The sequence below is a fragment of the Deltaproteobacteria bacterium genome (assembly GCA_026712905.1).
Classification (GTDB): domain Bacteria; phylum Desulfobacterota; class Binatia; order UBA9968; family JAJDTQ01; genus JAJDTQ01.
The window spans coordinates 57,474-77,326 of sequence record JAPOPM010000098.1; the positions used below are offsets into that span (position 1 = coordinate 57,474).

16 protein-coding genes, 2 tRNA genes and 1 pseudogene are annotated in these 19,853 nt (G+C 64.5%); 14 read left to right on the forward strand and 5 right to left on the reverse strand.

The annotated features are described in order from the left end of the window. The first annotated feature begins 120 nt into the window (after nucleotides 1-120). The 3 genes from OXF11_07500 (at nucleotide 121) to OXF11_07510 (ending at nucleotide 3,395) form a co-directional block, all read left to right on the forward strand. Complete coding sequence (locus OXF11_07500; GenBank protein MCY4486948.1) at nucleotides 121-1,209, forward strand: tripartite tricarboxylate transporter substrate-binding protein; 1,089 nt, start codon at nucleotides 121-123, stop codon at nucleotides 1,207-1,209. Nucleotides 1,210-1,456: 247 nt separating this feature from the next. Then, nucleotides 1,457-2,449, forward strand: coding sequence for a class 1 fructose-bisphosphatase (gene fbp, locus OXF11_07505; protein MCY4486949.1), 993 nt, complete (start codon nucleotides 1,457-1,459; stop codon nucleotides 2,447-2,449). Nucleotides 2,450-2,471: 22 nt separating this feature from the next. After that, nucleotides 2,472-3,395, forward strand: coding sequence for a class I fructose-bisphosphate aldolase (locus tag OXF11_07510; protein ID MCY4486950.1), 924 nt, complete (start codon nucleotides 2,472-2,474; stop codon nucleotides 3,393-3,395). A gap of 355 nt (nucleotides 3,396-3,750) precedes the next feature. Here the strand turns inward: OXF11_07510 and OXF11_07515 are convergent, their stop codons facing one another. Genes OXF11_07515 through OXF11_07525 form a run of 3 tightly spaced genes read right to left on the reverse strand, consistent with a single transcriptional unit; the run spans nucleotide 3,751 to nucleotide 7,385 of the window. Further along, complete coding sequence (locus OXF11_07515) at nucleotides 3,751-4,752, reverse strand: methyltransferase (protein MCY4486951.1); 1,002 nt, start codon at nucleotides 4,750-4,752, stop codon at nucleotides 3,751-3,753. Further along, nucleotides 4,749-6,197, reverse strand: coding sequence for a putative DNA binding domain-containing protein (locus OXF11_07520; protein MCY4486952.1), 1,449 nt, complete (start codon nucleotides 6,195-6,197; stop codon nucleotides 4,749-4,751). Before OXF11_07520 ends, OXF11_07515 begins: the two co-directional genes overlap by 4 nt. A 36-nt stretch (nucleotides 6,198-6,233) precedes the next feature. Further along, nucleotides 6,234-7,385 (reverse strand): M20/M25/M40 family metallo-hydrolase, encoded by a 1,152-nt coding sequence (locus OXF11_07525; GenBank protein ID MCY4486953.1) that lies wholly within the window; start codon nucleotides 7,383-7,385, stop codon nucleotides 6,234-6,236. Nucleotides 7,386-7,767: 382 nt separating this feature from the next. Between OXF11_07525 and OXF11_07530 the strand changes: the two genes are divergently transcribed. Continuing rightward, the gene (locus OXF11_07530) at nucleotides 7,768-9,537 is read left to right on the forward strand and encodes a hypothetical protein (GenBank protein MCY4486954.1); all 1,770 of its coding nucleotides are present in this window, start codon (nucleotides 7,768-7,770) and stop codon (nucleotides 9,535-9,537) included. An 18-nt stretch (nucleotides 9,538-9,555) separates the two neighbouring features. Here OXF11_07530 and OXF11_07535 read toward each other — a convergent pair. Further along, a tRNA-Met gene (locus OXF11_07535) sits at nucleotides 9,556-9,632 on the reverse strand. 275 nt (nucleotides 9,633-9,907) lie between these two features. On the opposite strand from OXF11_07535, the gene OXF11_07540 reads away from it, so the two are divergent. The 10 genes from OXF11_07540 (at nucleotide 9,908) to OXF11_07585 (ending at nucleotide 17,957) form a co-directional block, all read left to right on the forward strand. Beyond that, the gene (locus OXF11_07540; GenBank protein ID MCY4486955.1) at nucleotides 9,908-10,945 is read left to right on the forward strand and encodes a zinc-binding dehydrogenase; all 1,038 of its coding nucleotides are present in this window, start codon (nucleotides 9,908-9,910) and stop codon (nucleotides 10,943-10,945) included. Between the two features lie 81 nt (nucleotides 10,946-11,026). Further along, nucleotides 11,027-12,034, forward strand: a complete 1,008-nt coding sequence (locus OXF11_07545) for an amidohydrolase family protein (protein ID MCY4486956.1) — start codon at nucleotides 11,027-11,029, stop codon at nucleotides 12,032-12,034. 22 nt (nucleotides 12,035-12,056) lie between these two features. Then, entirely contained in the window at nucleotides 12,057-12,560 is a 504-nt protein-coding gene (locus OXF11_07550; GenBank protein ID MCY4486957.1) for a tripartite tricarboxylate transporter TctB family protein, read from the forward strand. A gap of 54 nt (nucleotides 12,561-12,614) precedes the next feature. Beyond that, entirely contained in the window at nucleotides 12,615-13,673 is a 1,059-nt protein-coding gene (locus OXF11_07555; GenBank protein MCY4486958.1) for a tripartite tricarboxylate transporter substrate-binding protein, read from the forward strand. 10 nt (nucleotides 13,674-13,683) lie between these two features. Beyond that, nucleotides 13,684-15,207: a tripartite tricarboxylate transporter permease gene (locus tag OXF11_07560; protein MCY4486959.1), complete on the forward strand. Its 1,524-nt coding sequence runs from the start codon at nucleotides 13,684-13,686 to the stop codon at nucleotides 15,205-15,207. Between the two features lie 81 nt (nucleotides 15,208-15,288). Then, nucleotides 15,289-16,161, forward strand: a complete 873-nt coding sequence (locus tag OXF11_07565) for a DMT family transporter (GenBank protein MCY4486960.1) — start codon at nucleotides 15,289-15,291, stop codon at nucleotides 16,159-16,161. A 14-nt stretch (nucleotides 16,162-16,175) separates the two neighbouring features. Continuing rightward, complete coding sequence (gene pgsA / locus OXF11_07570) at nucleotides 16,176-16,769, forward strand: CDP-diacylglycerol--glycerol-3-phosphate 3-phosphatidyltransferase (GenBank protein ID MCY4486961.1); 594 nt, start codon at nucleotides 16,176-16,178, stop codon at nucleotides 16,767-16,769. A gap of 94 nt (nucleotides 16,770-16,863) precedes the next feature. Continuing rightward, nucleotides 16,864-16,940 (forward strand) — tRNA-Gly (locus OXF11_07575). 49 nt (nucleotides 16,941-16,989) lie between these two features. After that, entirely contained in the window at nucleotides 16,990-17,553 is a 564-nt protein-coding gene (gene rdgB / locus OXF11_07580) for an RdgB/HAM1 family non-canonical purine NTP pyrophosphatase (GenBank protein ID MCY4486962.1), read from the forward strand. Nucleotides 17,554-17,732: 179 nt separating this feature from the next. After that, the gene (locus OXF11_07585) at nucleotides 17,733-17,957 is read left to right on the forward strand and encodes a hypothetical protein (protein MCY4486963.1); all 225 of its coding nucleotides are present in this window, start codon (nucleotides 17,733-17,735) and stop codon (nucleotides 17,955-17,957) included. 166 nt (nucleotides 17,958-18,123) lie between these two features. Here OXF11_07585 and OXF11_07590 read toward each other — a convergent pair. Then, nucleotides 18,124-19,526, reverse strand: a pseudogene (locus tag OXF11_07590) (M20/M25/M40 family metallo-hydrolase). Nucleotides 19,527-19,853: the final 327 nt, after the last annotated feature.

Genomic DNA, 19,853 nt, shown 5'->3' on the forward strand with positions numbered 1-19,853 from the left:
ACCTTGGCGCTAGACTTCGTATGGCTCCACGTGAATGTGGACATGAGCGGCTTCTCCGCTGGCGGGTTCGCCGCATGGTCGAGAAGCCGGTGAAACCGTCGCACGGCAAAGGAGGCAACGATGAACTATCGCCTGGTGTCGGTCGCTGTTTGGGCGTGTCTTGTGCTGTTGGTTTCCGGTTCGCCACGCGCGGAGGCGGAGACGCCGTACAGCAAGGGAACGCGAATCCGTCTGATCATCCCGTTTTCCCCCGGAGGCGGCACGGACGTGTATGGCCGGGTGGTGGCGCGGCATCTTAGCCGCCACATTGCGGGCAACCCCGCCATCATCGTCCAGAACATGCCCGGAGCCGGCGGCACCATCGCCTTCAACTTCCTCCACCACTCCGCCAAGCCGGACGGGCGGACCCTGGGGGTGTCGTCCAGCGGCACCCTGACCCGACAGCAGCTCGGCTACAAGGGCGCCCGCTACGACCTCGCGAAGATGCCGATCATCTCGGTAGCCGGGTTCGGCCTCATCACTTATGTCGGGGCACATGTGGGAGCACGCAGCCTGGGAGAACTGCTCAAGCTGAACCTGGGCAGGCCCCTGGTGATGGCGGATACCTCCCGGGAGTCGTCCACCGCGATCAGGCGTACCGTCGTTTTCAAGGCCATCCTGAAGGATGTTGCCAGCAAGCAGGTCTACGGCTATCCGGGGTATTCAGATGTCGCGGCGGCCATACAGCGTGGCGAGGCCGACATCTCCGGCATGACCGCGCCGGGCTTCAACGCGACGGTGCGGCCCGCCGTGGAGGAGGGCAAAGCGTTCGTCCTGTACCATTCCGGTTTGCTGGACGCTCAGGGGAACATCATTCGCGACCCTGCCGCGGCGGAGTTCCCCACGTTTGAGGAGGAGTACCGCAAGGTCTTCGGCAAATCGCCTTCGGGCATCGCATGGGAGGCGTTCAAGTCCCTGGTGGTCGCGGGGGGCAACTTCGAAAAGGGTCTGTTCGCACCTCCCGGGACTCCCAAGGCAACGATAGATTTGTTGGCCGATGCCGCCGGAAAAATGCTGCAGGATCCGAAGTACATCGCGGACGCAAAGAAGATATTCGGCGCACGCATCAAGACCTTCGTCGGCGCGGATGCCGCGAAGATACTCGCCGGCGCCATGAACGCATCTCCGGAAGTACAGTCCTTCCTCAAGGAACTGCTGAAGAAGAGTTAGCCAACAGGGCCTTCTCAGCGGACGCGAGTTCCGTTCGCGCCGATACGAACGATGGAACTCGCGTCCGTCCACTCCAGGTGGGCTTTTCGTCCCGCTCGCCGCATTCCGCGGGAGCCTCGCCGACGCTTCCCGCCGCGGTCACCGTACTCTACCGCTACATACGGTTCGGGGAACCGGCGTTGACTTTCGCGGGAACATCCTCCTAACTTAGCGTGATGTATCACACCGGTACCAAGGAGTCCTGAAGATGGTGGCAGGCACTACGCTGACGCGACATCTCATCGAGGAAGGGGGATGGCGCAACGACGGAGCCGACGAACTGCGCGCGCTCCTGGAACCCATCGCTTTGGCGGGAAAGATCCTTGCCCGGGAGGTCGATCAGGCCGCCCTGGCGGGGACGCTGGGTATGGCCGGCGACCAGAACGCCACCGGCGACATGCAGAAGAAGCTCGATGTCATCGGCAACGACATCGTGATGGATGCGTTCGCGAGTTGCAGCGTGGTAGCGGGCATCGCGTCGGAGGAACTGGACGAGCCGGTGGTGATGAGCACGTCGGACGACGCGCGTTATCTTGTGTGCACCGATCCCCTGGACGGCTCCTCCAACACCGACGTCAACGCGCCCCTGGGCACCATCTTCGGCATCCTGCGGCGCCCCCGGCAGGGCGAGCTGTCCGGCGAGGAGTTCCTTCAGCCGGGTTCGGAACTGGTGTGCGCCGGCTACGTGCTCTACGGCACCAGCACGTTGCTGGTGTACACGGTGGGCGCCGGGGTGCACGGCTTCACCCTGGACCGGAGCGTGGGAGAGTTCGTCCTGTCCCACCACGACATCCGCTGCCCGGAGGCGGGCAAGATATACAGCGCCAATGTCGGACGCCACAAGGAGTGGGGCGCGGGGGTGCGGAAGTACCTGGACTACGTCACGGACAAGGACAAGCCCACCGGCAGGCCCCACTCGCTGCGCTACACGGGAGCGCTGGTGGCCGACCTGCACCGCTGCCTGCTGGATGGAGGGATGTATCTCTATCCCGGCGATCCGGGCAGCCCCAACGGCAAGCTGCGCCTGCTTTACGAGTGCGCGCCGCTGGCGTGCGTGGCGGAGCAGGCGGGGGGCGCTGCCAGCACCGGCCTCGGGCGCGTGCTGGAGGTGGTGCCGGAAGCCGTCCATCAGCGCACGCCCATCGCCATCGGCAGCGCCGAGAACGTGGCCCTATATGAACGATTCATGGCGGAGGAATGAGTCCGCTTGAGGAGACTGAGCGATGACGGAGAGAGTAAGAGAGGTTCTGAGCTGGTACGGAAGCGACAATCCCGGGACCTTGACCAATCTGGCCCGGATGCTGAACCACGGCCGCCTCGGCGGCACCGGCAAGTTCGTAATCCTGCCCGTGGACCAGGGCTTCGAGCACGGGCCGGCGCGGAGCTTCGCCCCGAATCCGGCGGGTTATGACCCGCGCTACCACTTTGAGCTGGCGCTGGACGCGGGCTGCAACGCGTACGCGGCGCCGCTGGGCTTTCTCGAGGCCGGCGCACGCGAGTTCGCCGGCGAGGTCCCGCTCATCCTCAAGGTAAACAACCACGACCTGCTGAACGACGAACGGGACCCGACGCAGGCGGTCACCTCCAGCGTGGAGGACGCCTTGCGCCTGGGCTGCGTGGCCGTGGGCTTCACGGTCTATCCCGGCTCCGAGCACCGCTTCGGGATGTACGAGCAGATCCGCGAAATCGCTCGGGAGGCCAAGCGCAACGGCCTGGCGGTGGTGATCTGGTCCTATCCGCGGGGTTCCGGGCTCAGCAAGGCGGGCGAGGCAGCCTTGGACGTATGCGCCTACGCGGCGCAGATCGCCGCCCAGCTCGGTGCCCACATCATCAAGGTGAAGTTCCCCGGTGAGAACGTCGAGCAGGACGCGGCGCGCAAGGTCTACGAGAAGGAAGGCGTGCCCATCGCCGATCCCGCGGACCGGATCCGCCACGTGGTCCAGTCCGCCTTCGATGGCCGCCGTATCGTCATCTTCTCCGGCGGCCCCGCCACCACCGACGAGGCGCTGCTGGCGGAGATCCGCGCCATCCACCAGGGCGGCGGTTTCGGCTCCATCATCGGCCGGAACTCGTTCCAACGGCGCAAGCCGGACGCCCTCGCACTGCTCGACAAGGTCATGCGCATCTATGCCGGAGAGTCGGTCTGAACAGCCAACTCCCGGCGCTCCCGCGCGCGCCAGCCACGGCCTCGCGAAATTGGGGGCGGGACGGTTTCAAAGGGGGCAGGGGAGGCCGGTGTTTGCGGTTCGCCCTCTCCTGTGTTAACCGTAACCGCCATGCCTCTCCAGAGAATAGCGGAAATCAAGCGCCGGCGCAGGCGCCGCAAGAGTCTGGCAAAGCTGCGTGTGAAGTTTCAGGCGGCTCGGACGGATCAGGCGCGCGCCAAGGTGCTGGACAAAGCCTTCAAGATCTCACCCACGGCAGTCCTGGAGTAATCCGGGCTCATCGCGCCGTACGGGTCGGCGGCCGGACGGCCGCAACCCCGCGAGTTGGAAACGCCGCTTACAGCGGTTTCCGTCCGATGGCCAGGGATGACGTGAACGGCGGCGGCAACTCTATCCGCCCTGCGTCCGTCAGGCCGCCGCGCTCGAACCAGCCCGTGACATCCTCCCGCGTGTAGCAACGTCCACCCTCGGTTGTCAGCAGCATCAACAGGCTGAACACCGTTCCCGCGTCGGTCTCCGCGCGGCTTCCACCCAGAATGTGGTCCTTGATGACCAAGCGTCCGCCCGGAACCAGCGCGCCGGACAGTTTCTCCACCAAGGCTTGATTCGTGGCGTGGTCCTCACCGTGGATGATGTTCGACAGGAAGATGACGTCGTGGCCCCCGGGAACGGCGTCCCTGCGGTAGTCGCCGGCCACGCATTCCATGCGTGCGGCGACTTCGGACCCGGCAACGTAGCGTTCGGTAACGCGCAGGGTGCCGGGCAGATCGTACAGGGTCGCGTGCAGCTCCGGATAGCGGCGGCACAGGGCGATGGGATAGGTGGCGGGGCCGGGTCCGATGTCCAGCAGGCGCCGCGCCTGGCTGAGTTCCAGGAGATCGGCGACGGCCTCGGCATCGCCCCGCGCCTTCACCAGTGAGTCCATGGCGTTGATGAAGATCGCGGTTTCGGCTTCGTCCTGCTGGTACATGTCCGGCACGCGCGCGGGCCGCCCGTCGCGCACGGCGTCTTCCAGCTTGCCCCACGCATCCCAGGACAGTGCATCGAAGCGGACCATGCCGCTGAAGTCCCTGGACGACGCACTCGCCAGGTAGGTGGCCGACAGGTCGTTCAGGCGGTAGCCGGCGCCGTCCCGGTCGAGGAGGCCGAGGACCACGAGTGCTTCAAGCAGCAGGCCCATGGCTCGGGCATCGGCGCCCACGTCCGCGGCCAGTGCCGCCGCGTCCGCGGTATGGTGCTGCAGCGCGTCGAACACGCCGAGGCGCACCGCCGCCTGGAGGATGCGTGCCTCCACGTAGCCGCCCGCGATGCCCGCCACCCTTGCGAAGCCCCCGCTCAAAACGGCTCCACCACCCGGTAACTTCGGCTCTTGGGCTTGATGGGGGCGAGGATGCCCATCTTGACCAGGCCGCGGATGTCGCGGTAGGCGGTGTCGCGGTCCACTTCGGCGATCCTCTGGTAGTCGGCGGTGGACAGGGCCTTTCCGTGGGACAGGGCGTATACCAGCAGCCTTTGTTGGCGCGGACCGAGCCGCGAGCGGTTGAAGCGGTTCAGCCATGTGAGGGTTTCGTCGTCGTAGATGGGGGTGTTGCGCAGGGTCACGGTGAAGAAGAAACCCTCGGTGTCGAGGTCCGGCGGATGCAGGGCGTTCTGCTCCATTTGCTGGAACATGCGCGGCACCCCTTCACCGATCTCGCGCATGTAGCCCAGATCGGAGAGCACGCGCACCAGCAACGGGTTGCGCGAGAAGTGCACGCGCTCCTGCCGCTTCAGGTGGTTCAGGGTGACCGGCGCGGGCAGGGAGCCGGGGCTGCGCACCTCCAGGCGGTCGTCGAACATCCACACCTCGATCTCCGCGCCGGTGATGGCATAGTCCCGGTGCGCCACGGCGTTCACCAGGGCCTCCTGCCAGGCGAATGAGGGGTATTCCAGGCGTTCCTTGAAGAAGAGATCGTGCAGCACCATGCGCTCGCGAATGTGTTCCTTGATCCGGCCTACCGCCTCGTCGATGAGCACCCACAGCGGTTGCTCGATGCGCACACGCTTGACCACGTTCAAGGACTCGCCGTAGCGCCGCTCGGTACCTTCGTACTTGACGAAATCGACACCGCAGCGCGGGTGCCACCGTACGGGCTCCTTGGCGAACAGCAGCAGGGCGGCCATGGAGATCTGGGGTTGCTCCGCCGGCCCGCTCACGAGGTGGTACGGGCGCGCCAGCGCCGCTCGCGGGTCCGCGCCCACGCCGATCCGTTCGCTAAAGGACTCCAGCGCCACCAGGTCCAGATCGTCCCATGTGGCATTATGGATATGCTGGCGTTCGAAAGAGTACGACAACTTGGCTTCCTGCAGCCGCCGTATCTGTTCGGGAGGGACCGCGGGATTCTCCGAGGCCACACGGTAGAAGGTACGGCCGCTGGCCACGCGGCGCACTTCGAGACCCGGCGTCACTTCGAACCGGAGAAGCAGCAGGTTGCCGATGTCGATGCGCTCGTACAGGGGATGGAGAGGTGGGTTGAGCAGTCTCCGTGGGACTTCGCCGAGCTCGTGGATTTCATCCTCGGAATAGGGCACGCCGGTGAGACTCTTGTCGGGCTCGACCCCCACCAGCAGGACGCCCCCGTCGGCGTTCGCCATGCCGTCGAGAAGGCGCGCGATCTCTCTCGCGAGGTCGCGCGGCCGTTTGGTCTGGATCCCGCGCTTCTTCTGGTCGTAGGCGCTGATGAACTCGAGGAACTGGCCCCGGTCCTCCTTCAGCAGCGTTTCTAGTTCACGTCCAGGCATCATCGTCGATAGGGTCGGGCCCGTGCCCGCCGGCCCGATTCACCGGGCGTGGTCGCCTTCGAGTCGCAGCACCTCGTGGATGATTCGCGCCGCGGACACGAGGTCGTTGACGTCCAGCCATTCGTGCACCGTGTGGATGTCGCGCATCCCGCTGGCCAGGTTGGCGACCTGGAGTCCTCTCTTGTTCAAGACGTTGGCGTCGCAGCCGCCGCCCTTGGCCACGGTGTCCACGGCGAATCCCAGGTTGCGCGCGGCCTCGTGCACGCGCCGGACGATGGCGGTGTCGTGGGGAACGTCCATGCGGTCGTATTCCCGCACGATGCGGGCTTCCACGCGCGCCTCGTGAACGCGGCCGTCCAGTTCCACCGCGGCGCCGGCGGCGGCCTGTCGGAGACACTCCTGCATCGTTTGCGTCTGCCGTTCGAGCTTTTCCTCGTCGTGGCTGCGCACCTCACCCGTGAGCACCACGCGGTTGGGCACGATGTTCACCGCGGTGCCGCCGCTCACCAAGCCGAGGTTGGCGGTGGTCTCGTCGTCGATGCGTCCCAGCGGCATGGCGGCGATCCCCTGGGCCGCCACCTGAATTGCGCTGATGCCGCGTTCGGGGCAGATTCCAGCGTGGGCCTCCAGGCCGTGGACCTCGAACTCCAGGTGGTTCACCGCCGGCGCCTTGGTGATCAGGAACCCGATGGAGTCGCTGTCGAGCACGAGGCCGGTCTTCGCGCGCACGAGGCCGAGGTCCAGATGCTTGGCTCCCAGGAGCCCCACCTCCTCGCATATCGTGAACACGACGTCGATGTCGCCGTGGGCAACGCCGTCCTCGGCCAGGGCCTCGATCACCTCCAGGATGATGGCGATGCCACTCTTGTCGTCGCCGCCGAGAACGGTCCGTCCGTCGCTCCGGATAACGTCGCCCTCCACCACGGGCACCACGCCCTCTCCGGGCGCTACCGTGTCCATGTGCGCGGAAAGAAGCATGGGTTCCGCTCCGGCGGTGGCCCCATCGAAGTGGGCAACCAGATTCCCCACCTCGCCGCCCACCGCGGACCCCGCATCGTCCATGAATACCGTGGCCCCCAAGGACTCGAGGAGCTCCCGCAGGCGCGCCGCGATGGCGCCCTCCCGGCGCGACAGGCTATCGATCCGAACCAACTCCAGAACGCGTTCCGTGAGGCGCGTCTTGTCGATCAAGGAAAACTCCTCCAAACCGATTTCGCCTTGGGCGGCGTGGATGTATGCAGTGAACGGTCAGGCCACGCGCCCGCGCAATGTTGCGCGTGGGCTCGGGCGGCACGCAGTGTACTACAAAGCACGCGGGTAGGTCCATGTGGCGCAACAAATTTCGTTGCATTATTTTAATGAGTGAGTCATTTCAGATCAAGGATCCCTGGCTCAGCTCACTTTTTCGCAAGGAACATTCGCGAATCGTATAGCGAAAGAGGCGGTCGCGGCCGTCTGGGACGGCTCGCCAGTTGGATAGCTCGATGCCCTCTGGTATCATTCGCGCGGCCAGATGGCTCACCGAACCGACGAATCGCGGATGCCCAGGACCCGACATCTTGAGGAGGGTAACATGCAACACCCCGGAACCCGCGGCCGTGCGGACATTCGCTACCAACCCGATGAAAAACCACCCTTGATGTTGACGGCCGGCCTTGGCCTTCAGCTTGCGATTCTCTGCATCTCCGGGATCGTTCTGACCCCCGCCATCGTCATCCGGGCGGCGGGCGGGAGCGAAGGGTTTCTTTCCTGGGCGGTGTTCGCGGCCGTTGCCATAAGCGGCCTCACCACGGTGCTCCAGGCTGTGCGGCTTGGTCGCTTCGGCACCGGCCACGTGCTGCTGATGGGCACTTCAGGCGCGTTCATCGCGGTCTGTGTGACGGCGTTGGTTCAGGGGGGACCGGCGATGCTCGCCACCCTGGTCCTGGCCTCGTCTTTCTTTCAGTTCATCCTGTCTTCGCGGCTGGCGCTGCTTCGGCGCATCCTCACTCCGGCGGTAGCGGGGACCGTAATCATGCTGATCCCGGTCACGGTCATGCCCATCATCTTCGACATGCTCGACGACGTGCCGAAGGGGTTCCCCGTGTCCGCGGCGCCGCTGAGCGCCCTCGTGACCGTGGCGGGGATTCTTTGCATCGCGCTCAAGGCCACCGGATCGCTGCGTCTGTGGGCCCCGGTCATCGGCGTCGTCGTGGGCTCCGTCGTGGCCGGAGGGTTCGGCCTTTATGACACGGGTCTCGTGGCCAGTTCCGCGTGGGTGGGGCTTCCGCACGGGGACTGGCCGGGTCTGGATTTGGGTTTTGGCGCGACCTTTTGGGCGCTCCTGCCCGCGTTCGTGTTCGTGACCCTGGTAGGAGCCATCGAGACCATCGGTGACGGCGTGGCCATCCAGCGGGTCTCCTGGCGCGGCGCCCGGGCGGTGGATTTCAGGGTGGTGGAGGGTGCGGTGGCGGCCGACGGTGTCGGCAACCTGCTTTCAGGTCTCGCCGGAACGGTGCCGAACACGACCTACTCCACGAGCATTGCCGTGACCGAGTTGACGGGAGTCGGCTCACGCAACGTCGGCGTCGCCATCGGGATCATCTTCATGTTCCTGGCCTTTCTTCCCAAGGCGCTGGCGCTCATCCTGGCGATTCCGGCGCCCGTGGTGGCCGCCTATGCCACGGTGCTGCTGGCCCTGCTGTTCGTCGTTGGCATGAAGGTGGTGCTCCAGGAAGAGATCGACTACCGCACCGGCCTCATCGTCGGGGTTTCGTTCTGGGCCGGAGTCGGCTTCCAGAACGGGGTGATCTTCCCCGAGTACTTCGGCGGTTTCGCCAGCGGGCTGTTGCAGAACGGCATGACCGCGGGCGGGCTGGTGGCCATCCTCATGACCGTGTTCGTGGAGTTGACCGCGCCGCGCCCGAGCCGCATCGAGGTGGAATTCGGCGTGGAGGCGTTGCCGAAGATCCGCGAGTTTCTCGCAGGCTTCGCTTCACGCGGGGGTTGGAACAAGGCGACGGCGGATCGCCTCGACGCGGTGGCCGAGGAAACGCTGCTGACCCTTATGGGACAAGATGTGGCGGGCGAGGGTAGGCGGCGGCGCTTGCGCTTGACGGCGCGCAAGGAGAGCGGCGGCGCGCTCCTGGAATTCGTCGCCGCCGTGGAGACCGAGAACATCGAGGACAGCATGGCCCTGCTGGGAACCGGGCCGGTGGAGGCGCCGGATGAGCACGAGATATCTCTCCGGCTGTTGCGTCACCTCGCCTCCAGGGTGCACCATCAGCAGTATCACGGTACGGACATCGTGACCGTGCACGTCGACGCCGTGGAAACGGGCAACCCGCGATCGAACGATTCGTGACGGAAGAGGTGTGGAAAATGGTGGCGGTGGCTGGACTTGAACCAGCGACGCCGCGGATATGAGCCGCGTGCTCTGACCAACTGAGCTACACCGCCATGTGGGAAAAGAACGCTCGCGAGGGACTGACGCCCGAGGCCTCCATCATAGAACGCGCCCCGCGAACATGCAAGCCGGGACCCTCCGGGCCGCGCGTCACGTGCGCCTTGACTTGCAAAACTCCCGCGCCTTCACTATTAGACAGCGAAAGCAGCCGTTCTTTGTATGGATGGCTGCGTTGCCCCGAATCCGACACGACCTCCGCGATCCATGCCGGACGCACCGGTTCCTCCATGGACGATGAGCGTCGCGTCTTCCAAGGGAGGGTATCGTCATGCGGGGTTGGGTCACACATGCTTTCAAGGACATGCGCCTGGAGGAGTTGGCGGAACCGGAGGGGCGGCCGGGCTGGGCGCTGCTGAAGACCTTGGTGGTGCAGCCTTCGGTGACGGAAGTTCAGCTCTTCTACGGGGAGCGCTCCAACAGCTACGAAAAGGTCAAGAAGAAGCTGGCCAAAGGACCGGAGCCCCTGTTCGGGCACGAGTTCTGCGCCGAGGTCGTTGAGATCGACAAGGACAACGGGTATGGCCTGGCCGTGGGTGACCGGGTGGGCGCCACGCACACGGAGATCGGCACCATCGGGCGGGACTTTCCCGGGCTCTTCTCCGAGTACGCGGCGGTGCCGCTGGACGCGCTCGCCAAGATTCCCGAGGGTATCAGCGACTGGGAGGTGTCGGCGCTCCAGCCCCTGACCAGTTGCGTGCACAACATCCAGGTGCTCGGCGTGACCCTCGGGGACACGGTGCTGGTGCTGGGCCAGGGCGTCATGGGCCTCAACTCGGCCCAGGCGGCCAAGGCCGCGGGCGCGGACACGGTCATCGGCACCGACATGCGGCCGGAGGTCCTGGAGTTGGCCAAGGAGCTCGGAGTGGACGTCACCATCGACGCCTCCAAGGAGAACGTGGTGGAGGCGGTGATGGACCTGAGCGGCGGCAAGGGCATTCCCTTCGTCATCGAGGCGGCGAGCGGCAGCCCGCAGATGGGACTGTCCGGCGGCGCCACGGTGTCGGAGGCGGTGGCGTGCGTGGCGACCGGCGGCAAGGTGCTCAGCATTCCGCACTTCCACGAACCCGTGACCCTGGACTTCAACTACCTGCGCGCCAAGCGGGTGACCTACATGTTCCCGCCGGAGCTGGCCCATCCCGCGGAGATGACCCTGGCAGCGCGGCTCGTGGCGCAGAAGCGTATCAACATCGATCCCATGATCACCCACAAGCTGGAAGGCATCGAGAAGATGCCCGAGGCGCTGGAGATCACCGCCAACAAGTCCAAGTACGGCGCGCTGAATCCGGCGCAGGTGCGGTTCTCCTAGTCGGGACCCCGTGGTAGACTCGCGCTCGACGATTCCCGATATGAAATCGGACGCAATCAAGTAACCCTGAAGGAGGCAACCATGGACGCCAAGATCATTGACGCTGACGGGCACGTCAGGGACCGGGACGCGGACATCCGCGCCCATATGGAAGATCCCTGGAACAAGCGCGAGGGCTCGCTGCTGCCGTCGGACGAGTGGGATTCGAGCATGTTCGGCACCCTGGGCATGAACATCACCGACGTGCCCACGCGCCTCCGCGACATGGACACCGAGGGCATCGAGATGTCGGTGCTGTTTCCCACCGGAGCGTTCCACGTGAACCGCATGCCGGAGAAGGCCTACGCGGGAGCGTTTTCCCGCGCCTACAACAACTGGATCTCGAGCATGTGCAGCGAGGCGCCGGAGCGGCTCAAGGGCGTCGGCGTGGCGCCTTTCCAGGACGTGCCCGCCGCGGTGGCGGAGATCAACCGCGCAGTCACAAAGCTCGGCGTGGCCGGTATCACCGTGGGCACCTTCGGCATGAAGGACCACTTGGGACAGGAGCTCTTCTGGCCCATCTACGAAGAGCTCGAGCGGCTCAACGTGCCGCTGCTGATCCATAACTCGCGGTCGGGTCCGGCGGGGGACAACCGTTTCGACACCTTTTTGTTCAAACACACCATCGGCCGTCCCTTCGAGACCTTGCTCGACTGCGCCGCACTGATGTACGGCGGCGTGCCGGAGCGGTTCCCGAAGCTGCGCATCGCGTTCCTGGAGTGCGGTGTCGGCTGGGTGCCCTACTGGATGGACCGGATGGACGAAGAGTACGAGCACCGGCAGTCCGAAGCGCCGCTGCTCAAGGCCATGCCCAGCGAGTACATGAAAGCAGGGAACTGGTACTACGCGGCCGAGCCGGAGGAAGAAAGCCTGCCCTACGGCATCGAGCGCATCGGGGACAAGAACATCGTGTTCGCGTCCGACTATCCCCACTGGGATGGCATGTTCCCCAACGTGACCAAGACCATCAAGGAACGGACGGACATCTCCGAGGACTTCAAGGCCAAGTTCCTGGGCGACAACGCCAAGGCGCTTTACGGCTGGAACTAGCCGTCGGCGGGGGGCTCTTCACGTGCGACTGACAGCCAGGACCGGTTTCAGCATTCTGGTCCTTGTCTTCTTTTGCTACATGGTCTGGGGGGCTGCGGAGTGGCGCCTGCAGGCACGCCTCTTCCCCTGGGCCATCGGTATCCCCATGATATTCCTGGCGATTCTCAATCTCGTGCAGGAGTGGTGGGGACCGAAGGCAGGCGAGGAGGGGGAGGAAGGGAGCGCTCAGGCCACGCCTTCCGATTTCCAGTTCACGCAGGCCATGGACACGGGTGTGGCGGTGCGGCGCACCATTACGATCCTGTCTTGGATCACTGGGTTTATGGCCGGCATCTGGCTCGTCGGGTTCTCCATCACCGTCGCCTGCATGACCTTCGGTTATCTGAAGATTCAGTCAAAGGAAGGCTGGCCCATGTCGCTGATCCTTACGGCGTCGGCGTGGCTGGTCTATTACGTGCTGTTCGAACGCACACTGCTACTGCCGTTTCCCGAGGGCCAGGTCTTTCGCTGGCTGGGCTTCGAGTAGAGGGGCGCGCGCCGTGTGTCGTAATCGTTGGGCTCCAACCAGGGGAGGTAGGCAATGACGAAACGAGCGATTGGCCGAACATTGATCGTGCTGTTGCTGGCCGGGTTCTTCTTCATGAGCTTCTCGGGCCAAGCGACCGCCAAGGACTTCTACGAGGGCAAGGTTCTCCGCATCCTGGTGTGCTGCTCGCCGGGCGGGTTCTATGATCGTTGGGCCAGGCTGTTCGCGCGGCATCTGGGCAAGCACATCCCGGGCAAGCCCGACATCATCGTCCAGAACATGCCCGGGGCCGGCTCCCTCATCGCCGCCAACTATGTCTACAACATCGCCAAGCAGGACGGCACAGCCATCGTGATGCCGTTGGCGGGCCTTTACCTGGATCAGGTCGTGGGGCGCAAGGAGGTGCGCTTCGACATCGCGAAGTTCCAGTGGATCGGTACGCAGGAAGTGAGCCAGACCGTGCTCTTCTGTCGCAGCGACTCCAAATACACGAATATCGACGCGCTGATCAAGAACAAGAAGGAGCCGGCAAGAATCGGCAACACGGGCACCGCAGGCAACAGCTTTCTCATCGGCAAGGTCCTGGAACAGGGCGTGGGAGCGAACTTCAATTTCGTCATGGGTTACGCCGGCGGCAGCGAGGTCGATCTGGCGGTGGAGCGAGGCGAGGTCCTGTGCCGCGGCATGAGCAGCGCTCCGTTTTTCGGCCGGGAGCCGTTCCTGACCTGGCGCAAGAACAAGTTCGTTACGGAGATCGCACAGAGCGGGTCGGAGCGGGACCCGAGGATCAAGGACACGCCGACCCTCAGTGAGTTGATGGAGAAGCACAATGCCCCGGAACTGGTCCGGTCCATGTCCAAGGTGATCTTCGCCAGCGGCCAGTTCGGACGCCCCTTCGCCGTCGCGCCGGGCGTGCCGGCGGACCGTGTGAAGATATTGCGCGACGCCTACGCCGCGGCCTTGAACGACCCGGATTTGGCGGCCGAGGCGAAGAAGGGACGAATGGTGCCCTTCAAGCTGACGCGGGGCGAGGATCTGCAAGAGTTGGCCAAGAGCGTCGTAAGCCAGCCCAAGGAGGTGGTGGACGGCGTGAAGGCGCTGCTTGGGAGGTAGTCGTTAGGCCATGATGTTCGACGCCTTCATATCGGGACTGATTCACGTCCTTTCGTGGCCGGCCTTCGGGTTCCTGCTGCTGGGTGCGTTCGTGGGTTTCGTCGTGGGAATTCTTCCCGGCCTGGGTGGCTTGGCCACCCTGGCGCTGATGTTGCCCTTCGCCTACAAGATTCAGGAGCCGATTTCGGCCTTTGCCTTTCTCCTGGGGATGCATGCCATCACCGGCACCACCGGTGACCTCACCTCGATTCTCTTCGGCATCCCGGGGGAGGGCACGGCCGCGGCCACGATCATGGACGGGTACCCGATGACCAAGAACGGTGAGGCCGGCCGGGCCATGGGCGCCGCGCTCATGAGCTCACTGGTGGCCGGCCTCGAAGGCGCCCTCATCCTGGCCCTCGCGATTCCCATCATGCGCCCGCTAGTGCTTTTCTTCGGCTCTCCCGAGCTGTTCATGCTGGCGATTTTGGGAATCACGTTCATTGCTTCGCTGAGCGGATCGTCGCTCACCAAAGGCCTCCTGTGCGGAGGCATCGGTTTGATGCTGGCGTCCATCGGGGTCGATCCCCAGACCGGGACGTTGCGCTACACGTTGGGTACGCTCTATCTTTGGGATGGCCTGAGCCTGGGACCCGTGGTGGTCGGGCTCTTCGCCATCCCGGAGATCATCGATCTCGCGGTGCGCGGCACCAGCATCGCCCAGGCCAAGGTCGAGAAGATCACCGGAGTGATGGAAGGGGTCAAGGATACCTTCCGCCACTTCGGGCTGACCATGCGCTGCGGCTTCATCGGCGCGTTCATCGGGGCGTTGCCGGGCCTGGGCGGCGGCGTGTCGCAGTGGCTGGCTTACGGCCACGCGGTGCAGTCGTCCAAGGACAAGAGCCGCTTCGGCAAAGGCGCGGTGGAAGGGGTGCTGGGACCCGGCGCCGCCAACAACTCCCGCGAGGGTGGCAACCTCATTCCCACGGTGGCCTTCGGCATTCCCGGAAGCAGCGCCATGGCGATTCTCCTGGGCGCGTTCCTCATCGTCGGCCTCAATCCCGGCCCGGAGATGCTGACCAAGCACCTGGACGTGACCTTCGCCATGGTGTGGATCCTGGTGATAGCCAACATCATCACCGCGGGCGCGTGCTTCCTGTTCCTGAACCAGCTCGTGAAGCTCACGTTCGTGCGCGGACACCTGTTGATTCCGTTCCTGCTCATGTTCGTGTTCCTGGGCGCCTTCGCGGCTCACAACAACTTTAGCGATATCGTCGTCACGGTGATATTCGGACTCGTGGGATACGTGATGGTGCTGTTCCAGTGGCCGAGGCCGCCTTTCGTGCTAGGGCTGGTGCTGGGGACCATCGTCGAGAACAATCTGTTTATTTCCACGAGCGCCTACGGTGCCGGTTGGCTCGTACAGCCCACGGTCGTCGGCATCGCCCTCATGATCATCGGGACGCTGGTCTACTCGGCCATTCAGGCGTACAGGGGCCGTTCGCTGGAGGCAGATCTCGAGAAGAGGATGGGGGTCGGGAGCACGCACGAGTAGGCCCGGGTTGCGCCACGCCGAGGGCAACACACGGGCAGGGCGGTCTTCAAGGCCGCCGCTCCTGCGCGTTCCCCGCAAGACATGCTAGCCGTTGCCTTGGGACTGTTGGCGTCCCTAGCATTCGCCTGCACGGCCACGCTCGTTCAACGGGGTGTCCGCTACCTGGATCCCTTCAGCGGATTGCTGATCGACCTTTTCTGCAACGGGGCGTTGCTTTGGCTCTTCGTATTCGCCTTCCACGATGCGGCCGAACTCTGGGCCGGCGCCAACCTGATCTTCGTCGCCTCGGGACTCATCGTTCCGGGCCTGTTCCGCTTGGTGGCGTTCAAGGGCATCGAGCGGCTGGGAGCGTCGGTTGCCACCGCCGTCCTCAACGCTGCTCCGCTCTTTGCCGTGCTCCTGGCCATGCTGCTGCTCGACGAACAGCCCGGCCCGGCCAACCTGTTCGGCGCCGTGGCCGTCGTTTCCGGCCTCGTCTTTCTGTCGTGGAAGGGTGAGACCCGCTCCTGGCACCTCCGGGATCTACTGTTCCCGGTGTCCGGGGCCCTGTTCGCGGCGCTTCGCGACAACGTGGTCCGGTTGGGACTCCTTGCCGGTCCGGCGCCCATGGTCGGCGCCAGCATCACGGTGACCACCTCTTTCCTGACCATGTCCGCGGCGTATTTGCCGTTCCACGGCCTCACCCGGTTGAGGACCTGCGGGGGGCGCGCCATCGGCAGCTTCGTGCTGATAGGCTTCGTGCATTTTCTTGCCTATCTTCTGATGTTCTCGGCACTGGACATCGCGGCCGTTTCGGTGGTGTCGCCGCTGATTCACTGCTTCTCCCTCTTTACCCTGGCCCTTTCGCCGCTTATTCTGGGTGACTCGGACCCCGTCACGCGGCGCAAGGTCGGCGCCACGTCCATGGTCGTGTTGGGCGTGCTGCTGATCGCGTGGTCGCGCTGGTCCGCGTAAAGGCCGTCACCGTCATGTGGACACTACCGAACCTGTTGAGCCTGTTCCGTATTCTCTTGGTCCCGTTCCTGGCGTGGCTGCTCGCGTCCACCGATCCGTTGTCATGTGCGCTGGCGGCTCTCGTTTTCATTATCGCCTCGTTGACCGACATGCTGGACGGCTACCTGGCGCGCCGCAACAAGAGCGTGTCCGACTTCGGCAAGATCCTGGACCCCTTGGCGGACAAGCTGCTGGTGGTGACCGCGCTCATCATGCTGGTGGCCATCGATCGCCCCGGAGATGCGTATGTCCCGGTGTGGCTCGTGGTGATCATCGTCGCGCGGGAGGTGGCCGTGACCGTGCTGCGCGGCATTGCCTTGTCCGAGGGCATCATCATTCCGGCCGATACGGTGGGCAAGTACAAGCTCCTGGTCCAGACCTTCGCCCTGGTGGCCTTGATGATCCACTACCGTTATTTCGGGATCGACTTCTTCGTCGGCGGGATGTACTTCCTGGTGCTTTCCACCGTGTTGGCGCTGTGGTCGGGGGTCGAGTACCACGTCCGATTTCTTCGTTCCCTGCGTGTCGGTTCCCGGCTTTCCGGGTCCTCACGGCGGCAAGGACGCTGACGCCGATTGTCGCGAATAAGCCGGGCGCGCGACCGCGTGATGGGTCGGTTCATTTGACAAGCCTTTGGGGATAATGTAACAGTCCACCGAGGATGCGGGTGTAGCTCAGTTGGCTAGAGCGTATGCTTGCCAAGCATAAGGTCGCCGGTTCGACCCCGGTCACCCGCTCCAAACTCCGCAGAAGTTCCAAGACCCCGCCTTCTCCAGCACCGGAACGGCCGTGGCACGAGAGCTTACGTTTGTTACCTCCAACCGTCACAAGTTCGCCGAGGTACACGCCATACTTGCCGACCGCGGCATTTCTGTCGCGATGAGGTCCATGGAACTGCGGGAGGTTCAGGCGGACACGCTCGAAGAGATCGCCACGGAGAAGGTTCGGGAGGCGTCCGTGGCGGTCGACGGTCCGGTTATCGTGGAGGACACCGGCCTGTTTATCGACGTCCTGCGTGGTTTTCCCGGGCCGTACTCGGCCTACGTGTTTCGCACCCTGGGCAATCAGGGCATCCTGCGACTGCTTGAGGAAACGGCGGATCGACGCGCGACCTTCAAGTCGGTGTTCGCCTATGGCGATCCCGACGGTTCGGTGGAGTGCTTCGGCGCGGGGGCACCGGGGACCATCGCTTTGACGTGTCGCGGAGAGGGATGGGGCTATGATCCGATCTTCACGCCCGACAATGCTTCGGGGAGGACCTACGGCGAACTGGGTGATGACAAGAACCGCCTTTCTCACCGTCGTGCGGCTCTGGATAAGCTCGCGGGTTGGGTACAAGCCGGCGGCCGTTGATGTCCGATTCGACGGTGCCTCCGTATCGAGCGCCGGTCCGAAGCTGCCTGATCTCGATGCGAGGACGTCACGGCATCGACTCATGACAACGTCCGTCGCGCCATGACTTACATTCCAAACAGGCATCTTTTCTTTTGGCAACCGGGTCGCCGCGACCCGAATCGTGCGGGAGTGTTTCGATGATCCAATTTGAAGCCGTCAGTATTGGCGACTTGATCTGCGCCGGAATCACCCTGATCGTGGGCAGTGTCTTGTGCGGGCTCGTATGGCGGGGTTTGCGCGAGATAGAAGTCCTCGCCATCGAACGCAGCGAACTCGTGGATGCTCAGAGCAAGGCCCTCTTGCAGATGGCCCGAGGCATCAAGGAAATCCTGGACCGATCCGACAACACGGAAACACACTAGGGTTCAGAACGAATGACAGGGCACCGCGATTAGCAGACCGCGGTGTCCGGCCCGTCAGCCCGCGACTACACCAAACCGTTCCCCGCACCGTCTCCAGGTCACTTCTTCGGGAAGTGAATACCGTTCTGTTTCCGGACAATTTCGCGTGGCAGCGCGTCCCGTGACTTCACGTGACGGTACGGCAGTGGTCTTGCAGCACCCGTGCCACGCAGCCCGTGAGGTTTACGGCCGTGTCGATGTGCAGGAACTCGTTGGGTCCGTGAGCGTTGGACCTGGGTCCCAACACCCCGGTAATCATGAACTGGGCCTTCGGAAACTTCTCGGCCAGCATGCCCATGAACGGGATGGTGCCGCCTTCGCCCATGGCGCAAGCCTCTTTCCCGAAGCACTCCCGAGATGCCCGCGCCATGGACGCTTCGAGCCATGGCTCGAACGCTGGTGCGTTCCAGCCTCCGGCACCCATTCCCGGTTCGAAGGTTACCCTGGCCCCGTAGGGCGGATCCTGGGTCAACGCGTCCTTGAGACAGGCAGCCGCGGTGGCGGGATCGGCGGTGGGCGGCAGGCGCAAGGAAAGCTTGACGCTGGTTTCCGGCCTCAGGACGTTGCCGGCCTGCTCAAGCCCGGGCAACCCCGCGGCACCGATGACTTCGAGCTGCGGCCGCCAGGAGCGGTTCAACAGCAGTTCCGTGGCATCGCCGTCCACGGGTGCGGTTCCGGGCTGAAAGGGATACTCTCCATGCACCGCCCCGCCCAGCACGCCCGCCGCGGCCTTGGCCTGCTCGAGCCGGTCGGGCGGGATGTCCACGTGAAGGCCGGGCGGCAGGATCCGTCCGGTGCTTTCGTCCTCCAGGCGGCTCAGCAGGCGCCGGAGGATGCGAAGGCTCGACGGCACGATGCCGCTGGCCGCGCCGGAATGAACCCCTTCGGTCAGTGTCGATACCGAGAGCGTGGCGTTGATCACGCCGCGCAACGACGTGGTGACCCACAAGCGTTCGTAATCGCCGCAGCCGGAGTCCAGGCAGACGACGAGTTCCGGCGTGCCGATCCGGTCCGCCAGCGCGTCCACGTAGTGGGGGAGGTCGAAGCTGCCGCTCTCTTCGCACGCCTCGATGAGGATGACGCAGCGCGCGCAGGGAAGGAGTCGAGCTGCAGCGCCTTGATGGCCGTCAGCGCGGCGAACATCCCGTAGCCGTCGTCCGCTCCGCCGCGGCCGTAGAGCTTGCCGTCCTCCAGGACCGGTGTCCACGGCCCCAGCCCCGGCCGCCATCCCTCCACGGGAGGCTGCTTGTCGAGGTGGCCGTAGAGCAGCACCGTGCCTCGCCCTGAACCGGGTATTTCCATGCACAGCAGCGGCGTCCGGCCCTCGGCCCGGGCGACCTGGAGTCCCATGCCCGGAATCTTCTGGTCCTTGGCCCAGCGCGCGAAGAGATCCACGGCCCGGTCCATGTGCCCGTGCTCCCGCCACTCGGAATCGAAGGCGGGGGACTCGTTGGGGATGGCGATGTACTCCCGCAGCGCCGGGACGATGCTCGTTCGCCAGGTGTCGCGTATGAATGTTTGAATCGGCATGATGGTTACCGGCGGCTTTCCGGAGGTCCCGCGTGGGGCATGATCCTAGTGTGGTGTCTGGTTAATTCGCACAATAATCTGCGGGTCTTTTCTGCGTTGAGTGTTTGTTTTTGATTTGTTTATCAATAGGTTAGGAGTATTCTGATTTGAGCCGTAATCGATATGTAACCCCATTCAACCAATACTCGGTCCCCGCAAGCGCGCGTATGTCCTCAAGTCAGTTTGGTGCCTCGGAGAAAGTCACCGTAGCGCCCCGCCGGGCCGGGGTCAATTGCCGGTTTCGTGTCCAGCTGATGCCGGAGAGTTCGACCGGGGGGACGGTCGGAA

What these genes read in the sequence shown, in the direction of transcription:
- OXF11_07500 (MCY4486948.1), top strand. Translation starts at nt 121, where the DNA reads ATGAACTATCGCCTGGTGTCGGTCGCTGTTTGGGCGTGTCTTGTGCTG.
- fbp (MCY4486949.1), top strand. Translation starts at nt 1,457, where the DNA reads ATGGTGGCAGGCACTACGCTGACGCGACATCTCATCGAGGAAGGGGGA.
- OXF11_07510 (MCY4486950.1), top strand. Translation starts at nt 2,472, where the DNA reads ATGACGGAGAGAGTAAGAGAGGTTCTGAGCTGGTACGGAAGCGACAAT.
- OXF11_07520 (MCY4486952.1), bottom strand. Translation starts at nt 6,197, where the DNA reads ATGATGCCTGGACGTGAACTAGAAACGCTGCTGAAGGAGGACCGGGGC.
- OXF11_07530 (MCY4486954.1), top strand. Translation starts at nt 7,768, where the DNA reads ATGCAACACCCCGGAACCCGCGGCCGTGCGGACATTCGCTACCAACCC.
- OXF11_07540 (MCY4486955.1), top strand. Translation starts at nt 9,908, where the DNA reads ATGCGGGGTTGGGTCACACATGCTTTCAAGGACATGCGCCTGGAGGAG.
- OXF11_07545 (MCY4486956.1), top strand. Translation starts at nt 11,027, where the DNA reads ATGGACGCCAAGATCATTGACGCTGACGGGCACGTCAGGGACCGGGAC.
- OXF11_07555 (MCY4486958.1), top strand. Translation starts at nt 12,615, where the DNA reads ATGACGAAACGAGCGATTGGCCGAACATTGATCGTGCTGTTGCTGGCC.
- OXF11_07560 (MCY4486959.1), top strand. Translation starts at nt 13,684, where the DNA reads ATGATGTTCGACGCCTTCATATCGGGACTGATTCACGTCCTTTCGTGG.
- OXF11_07565 (MCY4486960.1), top strand. Translation starts at nt 15,289, where the DNA reads ATGCTAGCCGTTGCCTTGGGACTGTTGGCGTCCCTAGCATTCGCCTGC.
- pgsA (MCY4486961.1), top strand. Translation starts at nt 16,176, where the DNA reads ATGTGGACACTACCGAACCTGTTGAGCCTGTTCCGTATTCTCTTGGTC.
- OXF11_07585 (MCY4486963.1), top strand. Translation starts at nt 17,733, where the DNA reads ATGATCCAATTTGAAGCCGTCAGTATTGGCGACTTGATCTGCGCCGGA.